The organism is Nocardia sp. NPDC058633 (genome assembly GCF_042717045.1).
Lineage (GTDB): Bacteria > Actinomycetota > Actinomycetes > Mycobacteriales > Mycobacteriaceae > Nocardia.
This window is the reverse complement of record NZ_JBHXRA010000032.1, coordinates 19,568-30,546: the sequence shown is the minus strand read 5'-3', so window position 1 is coordinate 30,546 and position 10,979 is coordinate 19,568. Positions and strand designations below refer to the sequence as shown.

Genomic DNA, 10,979 nt, shown 5'->3' with positions numbered 1-10,979 from the left:
CCTTCGTCGCCTACGCAACGGCGCCTGACCGGCGACCCGGCCGCGGACCGGCCACTTCGTGGCCGTCCCTCCCTAGGGGTCGGGAGTGCGGTGGCTGGGTTGGGGGTAGTGGAAGCCGGGGGCTGGCCGGGGCGCACGGTGTGGTCTCGAGTCCGGTTGGGCCGGGGCGTCCGAGGTGAGCGGTGTGGTGTGGGTGACCGGTGGGCTCGGGGATTCGCATGGCGTGGCTGGAGCGGACGTGGCTACTGATTTCGTTGGTACATGGGTAACTCCACAACCAACTCCTAGCCGTGGCTCACCTGGCGTGAGGTCGAGAGCCGACAGGGGAGCTTCCGGACGACTCGCTACATACTCGGGGAGGCGGGACAGCTAGGGTGTCGGCTGTGTCTAGACGAGCTGATGGTAGGGCGGATGACGAACTCCGCGACGTGAAGATCACTCGGGGTTTCACCACGCACCCGGCGGGGTCGGTGCTGGTGGAATTCGGGCAGACGCGGGTGATGTGTACCGCGAGCGTCACCGAGGGGGTGCCGCCGTGGCGCCGGGATTCGGGGCTGGGCTGGCTGACCGCGGAGTACGCGATGCTGCCTGCGGCCACGCACACCCGCAGTGGACGCGAATCGGTGAAGGGCAAGGTCGGGGGGCGAACGCAGGAGATCAGCAGGCTGATCGGGCGCTCGCTGCGGGCCTGCATCGACCTGGCCGCGCTGGGCGAGAACACGATCGCGCTGGACTGCGATGTGCTGCAGGCCGACGGCGGCACGCGCACCGCCGCGATCACGGGCGCGTATGTGGCGCTCTCGGATGCGGTGACCTACCTGGCCGCCGCGGGCAAACTGGCTGACCCGCAGCCGATTTCGTGCATGATCGCCGCGGTCAGCGTGGGCGTGGTCGACGGGCGCGTGCGCCTGGACCTGCCCTACGAGGAAGACTCGCGCGCCGAGGTCGACATGAACGTGGTGGCCACCGACACCGGAACGCTGGTCGAGATCCAGGGTACCGGCGAGGGTGCGACGTTCCCGCGGTCGACCCTGGACAAGATGCTGGATTCGGCTTTCGCCGGCGCCGAGCAGTTGTTCGCGATCCAGAAATCCGCGCTGGCGCTGCCGTACCCGGGCACCCTGCCCGAGCTGTCCGCGAAGAAGTAGTCGTGGCAGTGCGCGTGCTGGTCGCCAGCCGAAATGCCAAGAAGCTGAAGGAACTGCGCCGGATACTCGACGAAGCCGGGGTGGCCGGCGTCGAATTGGTGAGCCTGAACGAGGTGCCGCCCTACGAGGAGGCGCCCGAAACCGGCGCCACCTTCGAGGAGAACGCGATCGCGAAGGCCCGCGACGGTGCCGTCGCCACCGGATTGGCTTGCGTGGCAGACGATTCCGGCATCGAGGTGGACGCGCTCAACGGGATGCCCGGCGTGCTGTCGGCCCGGTGGGCAGGCGGCCACGGCGACGATGCCGCCAACAACGCCCTGCTGCTCGCCCAACTCGGCGACGTCCCCGACGACCGTCGCGGCGCGCGCTTCGTCTCCACCTGCGCGCTGGTCCTGCCCGACGGCACGACCACGGTGGTGCGCGGCGAATGGCCGGGCACCATCGCCCGTGAACCCCACGGCGACGGCGGTTTCGGCTACGACCCACTGTTTCTCCCCGACGGTGGCACCGGCAGCGCCGCCGAGCTCACCCCCGCCGAAAAGGACGCCGTCTCGCACCGAGGCCGCGCCCTGACTCAGCTCCTCCCCGCACTCGCGGCCCTGGCCTGAACTCCGACGATCAAGATCACCAGGCCTTGGTGGCGAATCCTTCTCGACCGATGTCGACCTGAAGGCCTGGTGATCAACCGTCCAGGGGATATGGGCGTACAACGTCAGCGCCGCCGCTCCGGATTACCGGGGCGGCGGCGCTTTTCGTTGGGGTCAGAGGCTGTATTGCTGCTTCACGTCTTTGGCGTTGCGGTGTTCGACGAAGAACGACAGCAGGGGGATGGTGCCCGCGATCAGCGTGCCGACGGTGCGGCCGATCGGCCAGCGGACCTTCACGGCGAGGTCGGCGGTGACCAGCAGGTAGGCGAAGTACACCCAGCCGTGCACGACCGCGATCCAGCTGGGGGTGTCGACGCCGAATCCGTACTTGGCGATCATCTCGATGGTGAGCAGCAGCAGCCACAGGCCGGTGACCCACGCGAGGACCCGGTAGCGCTGCAGGGCCGCGGCGATGTTGGCGGTGGGCGCGCTGCCTGCCGGAACAGTGGTCGCCTCGTTCAGCGACGGTGCGGTGGTGTTGTTGTCGGTCACCCGGCGTTCCTCTCGGGGGAGTGCAAGTCGGCGGTGCGGATCTGCGCATCGATGTCGCTGGCGTGCAGGTGCGCCAGATACTGGTTGTAGGCGGCCGTTTCCGGGTCGTCGGTGGACGCGGCTCCGGGCCGTTCGGGCAGGATTCCCGCGGGGATCTCACGCGGCGCCTCGGCCTTGTCGCCACGGGGAGCGACGGGCTCGTCGGCCTCGCGTTCCAGCCGCACGAACCGCACGTAGGCGAACACCGCGAACCCGGCGAACAGCGGCCACTGCAGTGCGTAACCAAGATTCTGCCCCGACCCGGTAGCCGAGTCGAACCGCTCCCACTGCCACCAGGCCAGCGCCAGACAGCCCAGCGCGACGACACAGACCAGCGCGATCAGGGCCGGACGATTGTGCGCCGGGCGAGGAGGTGGAACGGACACGCGCTCCACGGTACCCGCCTACTACAGCGCACGTAGGAGCAGGTCGCGGCCGGGGTGAGCGGTCGAGGCGGGTGTCACAGGTGGGTCGGCCGCGGTCGGCAGCGCGGCGATGGTCGGCCGTGGTGGTCGGCACGCCTCTGGGTGATATTCGAAGCGGTGCGGCCGCCGGCCCAGAGCGACCGTGGGCCGGCGCCGATGAGGGCGGTGGGGTCAGCGCGTGGCCCTGGCGTGGAAGGTCTGGCGGTAGGCGGTGGGGGACACGCCGATGGTGGTGGCCAGGTGTTGGCGTAGGGAAGCAGCGGTGCCGAGGCCCGCGTCGGCGGCCACCCGGTCGATGGGGAGGTCGGTGGCTTCGAGGAGGTGCCGGGCGTGGCCGACGCGTTGCTGGGTGAGCCATTGGCCCGGTGGGAGGCCGGTTTCCTCACGAAAGCGACGGCAGAAGGTACGCACGCTCATGCCGGCGTGGGAGGCCAGTTCGGTCAGCGGGAGCGGGCGGTCGAGGTGGGTCAACGCCCAGGCCCTGGTGGCAGCGGTGGTCGCGGTGGCGGGCTCGGGAATCGGACGGTCGATGAACTGTGCCTGTCCGCCCTCACGCCACGGCGGCACGATGCACAGGCGGGCCACGCCATTGGCGACCGTGCTGCCGTGATCGCGGCGCAGCAGATGCAGGCACGCGTCGATCCCGGCGGCGCTGCCCGCCGCGGTGACGATGCGGCCCTCGTCGACGAACAACACGTCGGCATCCATCCTGACCCGCGGAAACAGGCTGCGGAATCGATCGGCCTGTTTCCAGTGGGTGGTCGCGGGGCGGTCGTCGAGCAGGCCGAGGGCGGCCAGCGCGAACGCGGCGGTGCAGATCGAGACGATGCGGGCGTCGGGCCGCACTCGTGCGAGCGCGCCCGCCAGACCGTCGGGCATCCACTCCGATTCCGGTGCGTCGCAGGTGGAGAACGGTGGAATCACCACGGTATCGGCCTCGTCGAGTGCGCTGCTGTCGTAGGCGACGGCGATGCTGAAGTCGGCTTCGGTCGTCACCGGCGCCCCGTCGAGGCTGCAGGTGCGCACGTCGTAGAGCGCGGCACCATCGGGACCGGTCGCCGTACCGAAGATCCGGCCCGCGATCCCCAGTTCGAACGGATAGACCCCGTTCAAGGCCAGAACCACCACACGATGCATGGCAAGATTCTTGCACATATTGGCTTTCTTGCCACTCGTCACCGTGTCGTCGACCCGGCATCGTGGTCTGCACAGGGCCGGTTCGCATCGAAACGGCCTGGGAAGCAAAGGGAGACAAGCAATGCGCGCAATCGGTCAGGACACCTTCGGCGGACCCGAGGTCCTGCGCGTGATCGAGGTCGACAAGCCCACCGCGGGCCCGGCGGAAGTGCTGATCCGCGTCCACGCGGCGGGGGTGAATCCCACCGATTCGTGGCATCGCAGCAGCGGCGGGTTGTTCGGCGCGATCACCCCGCTCGGCTGGGACGTGTCCGGGGTGGTCGAGGCGGTCGGCGTCGGCGTGACGCGGTTCGCGCCCGGCGACGAGGTGTTCGGTATGCCTCGATTGCCGCGCGCCGCGGGCACCTACGCCGAGTACGTCACCTCGCCGGCCCGTCATCTCGCGCACAAGCCCGCCAACCTCACCCACGTCGAGGCTGCCGCGTTGTCGCTGGTTGCCCTCACCGCCTGGCAGGCGCTCGTCGACACCGCCGATGTGCAGCCGGGGCAGCGGGTGCTGATCCACGCCGCGGCGGGCGGGGTCGGTCACGTCGCGGTGCAGATCGCCAAGGCTCGCGGCGCGTACGTGATCGCCACCGCCCGCGCCGACAACCACGACTTCGTGCGCGACCTCGGCGCCGACGAGGTCATCGACTACACGACAACAGATTTCGTGGAAGCCGCGCGCGACATCGACGTGGTCGTCGACACTGTCGGCGGCGAATACGGCCCGCGCTCCCTGCGAACCCTGCGCCCCGGCGGCATCGTCGTCTCGCTGGCCTCCCCGGCGGAAGCCGCACTGGTGGAGGTGGCGCGCCCGCTCGGCCTGCGGGCAGGCTTCATGATCGTCGAAGCCGACAGCGCGGGCATGAGTGCCGTCGCGGACCTGGCCGAAGCGGGCGCGCTGCGAGTGGAGGTCGACACCGTCCTGCCGCTGGAACTCGCGAGCAAAGCCCACGAGATCAGCGACAATCAGCGCACCCGCGGCAAGATCGTGCTCTCGGTGGTGGAGTGAGAAGTATCAGAACGCGTAGCTGATGCCGGTCATCCGCTCGGATTCCTCCCACAGCCTGCGCAGCAGCTCCGGGTCGCGCGAGATCTTGCTCGACGGGCACGCCTCGACCGGCCCCTGGGACTGCATCAACCGATTGGGGCCCCAGTAGGTGGTGGGGTCGGCATCGGGTTCGGTCGCCGCGAACAGGGTGGAGTGCGCGGCCTTGGCGGGCGCATGGCCGATGAGCTTGATGAACGGCTTGCTGATCCGGTCCAGCGGGGTCTCGGTGCGGGCGAACAGGTCCGTTGCCGAGACCCCGGGGTGCACGGCGTAGGACTTCTTCGCCGACCCGGCTTCGGTGAGCCTGCGCTGCAGTTCACGTCCGAACATCAGGTTGGCGAGCTTGGCCTGGGCGTAGGCGAGATTGCGCTGGTAGCGGCGGTTCTCGTAGTTGAGGTCGTCGATCCACAGCTTCGGTGTCTGCTTGTGCGCGATGCTGGCGATCGACACCACCCGGTCGCGCAGGCGATCGAGCAGCAGTGCGGTGAGCGCGAAATGGCCGAGGTGGTTGACGCCGAACTGGGTCTCGAACCCGTCGGCCGTGCGCGAGAACGGGACGTTCATCAGGCCCGCGTTGTTGATCAGCACATCGAATTCGCCCTGTTCGGCGGCGAACTTGCGCACGGATGCCAGATCGGCCAGGTCGAGTGCGGCTACCCGCACGTCGCCGGGGATGGCGTCGGCGATCGGTTGCGCCTTGCTCGCGTTGCGGCATGCCATGATCACCGTGGCACCCTTACCCGCCAGCGCTTTGGTGGTTTCGGCACCGAGGCCGCCGTTGGCCCCGGTGATCACGAAGGTGCGCCCGGTCTGGTCCGCGATGTCTGTTGGTTTCCATGCCATGGCTCTATCTTACTCCGGAGTAAGATAGAGGGGAAGCTCAGCCAGCAATCCGGTCAGCGTACGGGCGCACGCGGGTTTGCGCAGTTTGGTCATGGCTTTCGCCTCGATCTGGCGCGCCCGTTCGCGGGAGAAGCCGAGCGCCGAACCCACCTCCTCCAGTGTGCGGCCTTCGCCGCGATCGAGGCCGAAACGCAGTCGGATGACCGCGGATTCGCGCTCGGTGAGCACCGCCAGCGCGGCCTCCACATAGCCGCCGAGCATGCGGTCCGCGACCACATCCGCCGGTGCGGGCGTCGTGTCGGGAAGCAGTGAGCCCAGGTCGGTGTCCTCGCCGATGGGCGCGTGCAGTGACACCGGCTCGGCTTCGTGTCGCAACACCGCCTCGACCTGCGCGACGGTGAGCTCGGCGCCCGCGGCCAGTTCCTCGGTGGTGGCGGCGCGCCCCAGTTGATGGGCCAGCTCACGCCGTACCCGGATCACCCGGTGCAGCACATCGGCCACATTCGAGGGCAGCCGAATCGTGCGCCCCTGATCGGTGAGCGCGCGCCCGATCGACTGCCGGATCCAGTACGTGGCATAGGTGGAGAGCTTGAGTCCGCGCTCGTGGTCGAACTTCTCCACCGCGCGCATCAACCCGAGCGTGCCCTCCTGGACCAGATCCAGCAGCGACATCCCGGTGTTGGTCGGGAAACGGCGCGCGATCGAGACGACCAGACGCAGATTCGCCCGCACCATCTGATCTTTCGCCCGCAGTCCGTCGAGTTCGGTGCGGCGCAGCAGTTCTCGGCGCGCGTCGGTGAGTTCGGCTCCAACCGAGGCGATCTCGGTCCGCGCGGCGGCACCCGCGGCGATCCGCGCACCGAGAGCGTATTCCTGCTCGGCGGTCAGCAGGGGAGTGCGTCCGATGGCGGTGAGGTAGTCGCGAATGGGGTCGGCGGTGACGGTGATGGTCAAGTGAAGCTCCCGTTCGAGGTGCGGCGAGAAGTGGTGCGGCCGGTGACCGGCGGGGTGGCATACCCCGCCGGTCACCGGCTGGGCTGATTCGGCGGTGGGTCGATTCAGCGCGGAATCCGCATCGGCCGACGCACGGTCGTCGAGCGGTTCTGCGAACCTCGGATCGCCGAGCCGGTTGTCTGTCGCCGGTGCGTCGAAAAGCTCACTTCGGTGCGGCGCACCGCCTGCGGCCGACTGGTCGGGGTGAGGGGCTCGGGCGCGGTCAGGATCTCGCGGACCGCGTCGTCGAGCGAGCGTCGCACTGTCGTGTATCGGGCCATATCGGCTGCTCCTTCGTTCGTGGTGCTGAGGCGGGTGAGGGCTGCGATATCGGGTCCGTGCGGCATGCGCTGTCTCCTTCGATCGGTGTCGCTCGCGGCAACGAGCACAAACTTAGAACGAACCTAAAAATATGTCAAGAACAAATTTATGACGAGTTCAGATACGCTGGTCCCATGACGACGCAGCAAGGGCTTCGAGCCAGGAAGAAGCAGCAGACCAGGGAACAGATCTCGGACCGGGCAACGGCGCTGTTCCTGGCCCGGGGATTCGACCGGGTGACCATCGCCGAGGTGGCGGCAGCCGCCGACGTCGCCAAGATGACCGTCACCAACTACTTCCCGCGCAAGGAAGACCTGGCCCTCGACCTCGGCGAGATCTACATCGATCAGCTCGCCGCGATCGTGCGCGAGCGCGAGCCGGGCCAGTCGGCGCTGGCCGCGCTGCGCCACGCCTACCTGACGGCGGTAGCGGCACACGACCAGCTGATCGGGTTCAGCGGAGAGCCGTTCGCCAGGATGATCGCCGACAGCCCCGCGCTGACGGCGCGCGTGCGCGAATTCCACGACGACCGCCAGACCGCGCTGGCCAACGCGCTCGCCTCGGAGACGGGCGCCGACCCGGGCGACATCACCCCGCGCGTCGCCGCGGCCCAACTCGCCGGTGTCCAGCGGGTGTTGTTCGACGAGATCACGCGCCGCACTCTCGCCGGTGAATCCGCCACCGAGATCGCTGCCGTGCTGACCCGCGATGCCGAGATCGCCTTCGACGCGCTCGAACCGAGCCTGGGCGACTACGCCGTGCGCTGACCGATCGGTAGCGATTGCTGCCGTGTCACTGGGCTCGTGCGCCGGACCTGAAAGCCCATACTGGGGCAATGTCGGATGGCGTTGCTGTAGACAAGCCCGTGGAGCCGATGAGCAAGGCGAAGATCAATATCGTCTTCGCGACCGTCGTGCTCGGCATGCTCATGGCCGCACTCGACCAGACCATCGTGTCGGCGGCGCTACCCTCGATCGTCGCCGATCTCGGCAGCGCGGGCCATATGGCCTGGGTGGTGACCGCGTACCTGCTGGCCGAGGCCGTCGCGACCGTGCTCGCGGGCAAACTCGGTGACCTGTTCGGTCGCAAACTGCTGTTCCAGATCAGCGGCATCATCTTCATCGCGGGCTCGGCGCTGGCCGGGGTCGCCGGCGGCATGGTCATGCTGATCGTGGCGCGCGGGATCCAGGGCGTCGGCGCGGGCGGGTTGATGGTCACCTCGATGGCCCTGATCGCCGACACCATTCCGCTGCGTGAACGCGGCAAGTACCAGGGCGCGCTCGGTGCGGTGTTCGGCGTGACCACCGTCGTGGGGCCCACCCTCGGCGGCCTGTTCACCGACCACGCGAGCTGGCGTTGGTGCTTCTACGTGAACGTGCCGATCGCGATCATCATGGTGGTGATGGCGGCGCGCACGCTGCCGCGCCTGCGCGCGGTCACCCGGCCGGTGATCGACTACCTCGGCATCGGCCTGATCGCGCTCGGCGTCTCGTCGCTGATCCTCGGGCTCGAGTTCGGCGGCAACGAATATCCGTGGGGCTCTTGGCAGATCATCGGCTTGTTCGTACTCGCCGTGGTGCTGATCACCGGATTCGTGCTGGTGGAGAACCGGGCGAAAGCGCCGATGTTGCCGATGCGGTTGTTCGGCAGCCGGGTGTTCACGGTGTCGTCGGTGCTCAGTTTCATCGTCGGCTTCGCGATGCTCGGCTCGATGACCTACCTGCCCGCCTATCTGCAATATGTCGACGGCGCGACGGCGACGATCTCCGGCGTGCGGACCCTGCCACTGGTCGTCGGCCTGTTCATCACCTCGGTCTTCTCCGGCCAGGTCGTGGGGAAGACCGGGCAATACCGATATTTCCCGATCGTCGGCATGGCGGTGATGGCGGTGGGTCTGGGCCTGATGTCGACGATGGGCTACGACACGAGCATCTGGCTGGAATCGCTGTACATGTTCGTTCTCGGTGCCGGGCTCGGCTTGTCGATGCAGGTGCTCACCATCGTCGTGCAGAACACCGTCCCCTACGCCGATCTGGGTACCGCCACCTCGGGCGTCACCTTCTTCCGCACCCTCGGTAGCGCGTTCGGTACCGCGGTCTTCGGCACGCTCTACACCAACCAGAGCACGGCCGCGCTGGCGAACGCGGTGCGACAGACGCCGGGGGTCTCGCCCGAGGTGGCGGCGAATCCGAAGCTGCTACGCGAACTTCCGCACGAGCAGGCGGCGCCCATCATCGACGCCTACGCGCGGTCGATCGACCACGTGTTCCGCTGGGTCGTTCCGGTGGCGCTGGTCGGTTTCGTGGTCGCCTGGTTCCTGCCGCAGGTGCGATTGCGTGACAGCGCCCGCCACGGTGCCGGTGATGTGGGTGAGGGATTCTCGGTGCCCGACTCGCACGATCGGGTGGTGCAGCTCGAACGCGCGGTCGCCACGACGGTGCGCAAGGCCAGGGCGGACAAGCCGATCATCCCCGAACTCATCGCGGCCTCGGGCAGCACGCTGAGCCCGGACGCGGCGTGGGCGCTGGGGCAGGTGTACCTCTACTCCAAGGAGGGCCTTCCGGCCACGGTGTACGGCATCGCCTACCGTCACCGCCTGCCGGTGGAGGTGCTCTCGCCGGTCTTCCGGCAGGCCGTCGGCGCGGGCCTGCTGCACGACGACGCGGGCACCCTCTCCCTCACCGGCGACGGCAATGCCGAGGTCGACACACTGCGAGCGGGCTGGCGGCGTTGGCTCGGTGACCGCCTCGACGACTGGAATTCCGAGGATCCGGTCGACCGCGCGTTGCTCGACGAGGCGCTGTCGAAGATCGCGGTCAAGCTGCTCGACCAGGGCGCCGACAGCAGCGAGGTATCGAAGGCCTGAGTTCTGCCGACGACTACCTGCGTTCGGGGACAAACCACACGCGGGTGAACGCGGTGACACACAGGATCAGCCACAGCAGGCCGATGATCCAGCCCGCGAGCACGTCGGTGGTCCAGTGGACGCCGAGATAGACGCGCGACCACCCGACGGCGACGGGAAAGGCGACAGCGAACACGGTGGCGGTCACCCGGAACCAGTGCTTGCGCAGCCGTGGGATCAGCACGATCGCCACGATGCCGACGACCACGGTGGAGCCGAGGGTGTGCCCGGACGGATACGACAGGCTGGGTTCGAAGACCAGCCGCGACGCTTCGGGTGGGCGATGGCGTCCGACGAGCCGTTTGATCACCCAGACCAGCACCCCCGACCCCAGCCAGGTGATGGCGACCAGAGCGGCGACCGGCCGATTGCGCCGCAGCAGGAACCAGCCGACGGTGACCACCGCGACAATCGCCATCGACAGCGTGGCGCCCAGGTCGGTGATCACCGTGGCGACATCGGTGAGCGCTTCGCCGCGGTGCGCGATCATCCAGTCGAGCACTCGGGTGTCCATGGTGGTGACGCCGCTGGTGACCTGCCAGGTGAGAACGCCGATCAGCACCGCCGCGGTAGCCATCAGAGCCAGCACGAGCGGCGTCCGACGGCAGAACGAGGACCAGGCGACATCGGGGAGCGATGGTTGCTGATAGGCGGTCGGCATAGCTTCCAGGTTGCCAGCTCGCGCGTCAGGCTTCGAAGACGACCGTGTTCCCCGCGACGTCGCGGGTGCCCGCGTCCTTCTTGATCGCCTTCACGAGATCGGCGACACAGTCCCAGGTGCGCGGAGGTTCGCAGTCGATATTGCCGATCGTGTACCAGGTGTCGGTGCCGCGATAGCGAACCAGGCCCTTGCCCGCGTCGTCGAGCATGACATCGAGCTCGCCTGACACCGTCCCTTCCTCTTCGGTCATGACGGCGCTCTCGGCGGTGATCTCG

General features: G+C 68.3%; 13 protein-coding genes. 5 read left to right on the top strand and 8 right to left on the bottom strand.

The window, feature by feature from the left end:
- Positions 1-383: 383 nt before the first annotated feature.
- Together rph and rdgB are read left to right on the top strand one after the other, a co-directional pair.
- Positions 384-1,148 (top strand): ribonuclease PH, encoded by a 765-nt coding sequence (rph, locus tag ACFWUR_RS28905; RefSeq protein WP_378911043.1) that lies wholly within the window; start codon positions 384-386, stop codon positions 1,146-1,148.
- Between the two features lie 2 nt (positions 1,149-1,150).
- A complete protein-coding gene (gene rdgB / locus ACFWUR_RS28900; RefSeq protein ID WP_378911041.1) occupies positions 1,151-1,756 on the top strand; it encodes an RdgB/HAM1 family non-canonical purine NTP pyrophosphatase in 606 nt (201 codons plus the stop codon).
- A gap of 153 nt (positions 1,757-1,909) precedes the next feature.
- Here rdgB and ACFWUR_RS28895 read toward each other — a convergent pair whose 3' ends face one another.
- The 3 genes from ACFWUR_RS28895 to ACFWUR_RS28885 form a co-directional block, all read right to left on the bottom strand.
- Entirely contained in the window at positions 1,910-2,257 is a 348-nt protein-coding gene (locus tag ACFWUR_RS28895) for a DUF3817 domain-containing protein (protein ID WP_378911044.1), read from the bottom strand.
- Positions 2,258-2,283: 26 nt separating this feature from the next.
- On the bottom strand, positions 2,284-2,712 hold the full coding sequence (locus ACFWUR_RS28890) for a transcriptional regulator (RefSeq protein ID WP_378911039.1): 429 nt from the start codon (positions 2,710-2,712) through the stop codon (positions 2,284-2,286).
- A gap of 210 nt (positions 2,713-2,922) precedes the next feature.
- The gene (locus tag ACFWUR_RS28885) at positions 2,923-3,888 is read right to left on the bottom strand and encodes a GlxA family transcriptional regulator (protein WP_378911038.1); all 966 of its coding nucleotides are present in this window, start codon (positions 3,886-3,888) and stop codon (positions 2,923-2,925) included.
- Positions 3,889-4,009: 121 nt separating this feature from the next.
- On the opposite strand from ACFWUR_RS28885, the gene ACFWUR_RS28880 reads away from it, so the two are divergent.
- Complete coding sequence (locus ACFWUR_RS28880; protein ID WP_378911036.1) at positions 4,010-4,942, top strand: NADP-dependent oxidoreductase; 933 nt, start codon at positions 4,010-4,012, stop codon at positions 4,940-4,942.
- A gap of 6 nt (positions 4,943-4,948) precedes the next feature.
- Here ACFWUR_RS28880 and ACFWUR_RS28875 read toward each other — a convergent pair whose 3' ends face one another.
- The 3 genes from ACFWUR_RS28875 to ACFWUR_RS28865 form a co-directional block, all read right to left on the bottom strand.
- Positions 4,949-5,824: an oxidoreductase gene (locus tag ACFWUR_RS28875; RefSeq protein WP_378911035.1), complete on the bottom strand. Its 876-nt coding sequence runs from the start codon at positions 5,822-5,824 to the stop codon at positions 4,949-4,951.
- Between the two features lie 9 nt (positions 5,825-5,833).
- Positions 5,834-6,778, bottom strand: a complete 945-nt coding sequence (locus ACFWUR_RS28870; RefSeq protein WP_378911033.1) for an RNA polymerase sigma factor RpoD/SigA — start codon at positions 6,776-6,778, stop codon at positions 5,834-5,836.
- Between the two features lie 104 nt (positions 6,779-6,882).
- Positions 6,883-7,164, bottom strand: coding sequence for a hypothetical protein (locus ACFWUR_RS28865; protein WP_378911032.1), 282 nt, complete (start codon positions 7,162-7,164; stop codon positions 6,883-6,885).
- Positions 7,165-7,272: 108 nt separating this feature from the next.
- On the opposite strand from ACFWUR_RS28865, the gene ACFWUR_RS28860 reads away from it, so the two are divergent.
- Positions 7,273-7,905 carry a TetR/AcrR family transcriptional regulator gene (locus tag ACFWUR_RS28860; RefSeq protein WP_378911030.1) on the top strand — a complete coding sequence of 211 codons (633 nt, stop codon included), beginning with the start codon at positions 7,273-7,275 and terminating at the stop codon, positions 7,903-7,905.
- A 68-nt stretch (positions 7,906-7,973) separates the two neighbouring features.
- Positions 7,974-10,004: an MDR family MFS transporter gene (locus tag ACFWUR_RS28855; protein WP_378911029.1), complete on the top strand. Its 2,031-nt coding sequence runs from the start codon at positions 7,974-7,976 to the stop codon at positions 10,002-10,004.
- Between the two features lie 13 nt (positions 10,005-10,017).
- Here ACFWUR_RS28855 and ACFWUR_RS28850 read toward each other — a convergent pair whose 3' ends face one another.
- Both ACFWUR_RS28850 and ACFWUR_RS28845 read right to left on the bottom strand, forming a co-directional pair.
- On the bottom strand, positions 10,018-10,704 hold the full coding sequence (locus ACFWUR_RS28850; RefSeq protein ID WP_378911027.1) for a phosphatase PAP2 family protein: 687 nt from the start codon (positions 10,702-10,704) through the stop codon (positions 10,018-10,020).
- A 25-nt stretch (positions 10,705-10,729) separates the two neighbouring features.
- Positions 10,730-10,954, bottom strand: a complete 225-nt coding sequence (locus tag ACFWUR_RS28845; protein WP_266296076.1) for a hypothetical protein — start codon at positions 10,952-10,954, stop codon at positions 10,730-10,732.
- Positions 10,955-10,979 lie beyond the last annotated feature (25 nt).

Excerpts from the sequence above, each read along its gene's own strand:
- ACFWUR_RS28880 (WP_378911036.1), top strand. The coding sequence starts at position 4,010 with ATGCGCGCAATCGGTCAGGACACCTTCGGCGGACCCGAGGTCCTGCGC.
- ACFWUR_RS28860 (WP_378911030.1), top strand. The coding sequence starts at position 7,273 with ATGACGACGCAGCAAGGGCTTCGAGCCAGGAAGAAGCAGCAGACCAGG.
- ACFWUR_RS28865 (WP_378911032.1), bottom strand. The coding sequence starts at position 7,164 with ATGCCGCACGGACCCGATATCGCAGCCCTCACCCGCCTCAGCACCACG.
- ACFWUR_RS28845 (WP_266296076.1), bottom strand. The coding sequence starts at position 10,954 with ATGACCGAAGAGGAAGGGACGGTGTCAGGCGAGCTCGATGTCATGCTC.
- ACFWUR_RS28875 (WP_378911035.1), bottom strand. The coding sequence starts at position 5,824 with ATGGCATGGAAACCAACAGACATCGCGGACCAGACCGGGCGCACCTTC.
- ACFWUR_RS28885 (WP_378911038.1), bottom strand. The coding sequence starts at position 3,888 with ATGCATCGTGTGGTGGTTCTGGCCTTGAACGGGGTCTATCCGTTCGAA.
- ACFWUR_RS28855 (WP_378911029.1), top strand. The coding sequence starts at position 7,974 with ATGTCGGATGGCGTTGCTGTAGACAAGCCCGTGGAGCCGATGAGCAAG.
- ACFWUR_RS28850 (WP_378911027.1), bottom strand. The coding sequence starts at position 10,704 with ATGCCGACCGCCTATCAGCAACCATCGCTCCCCGATGTCGCCTGGTCC.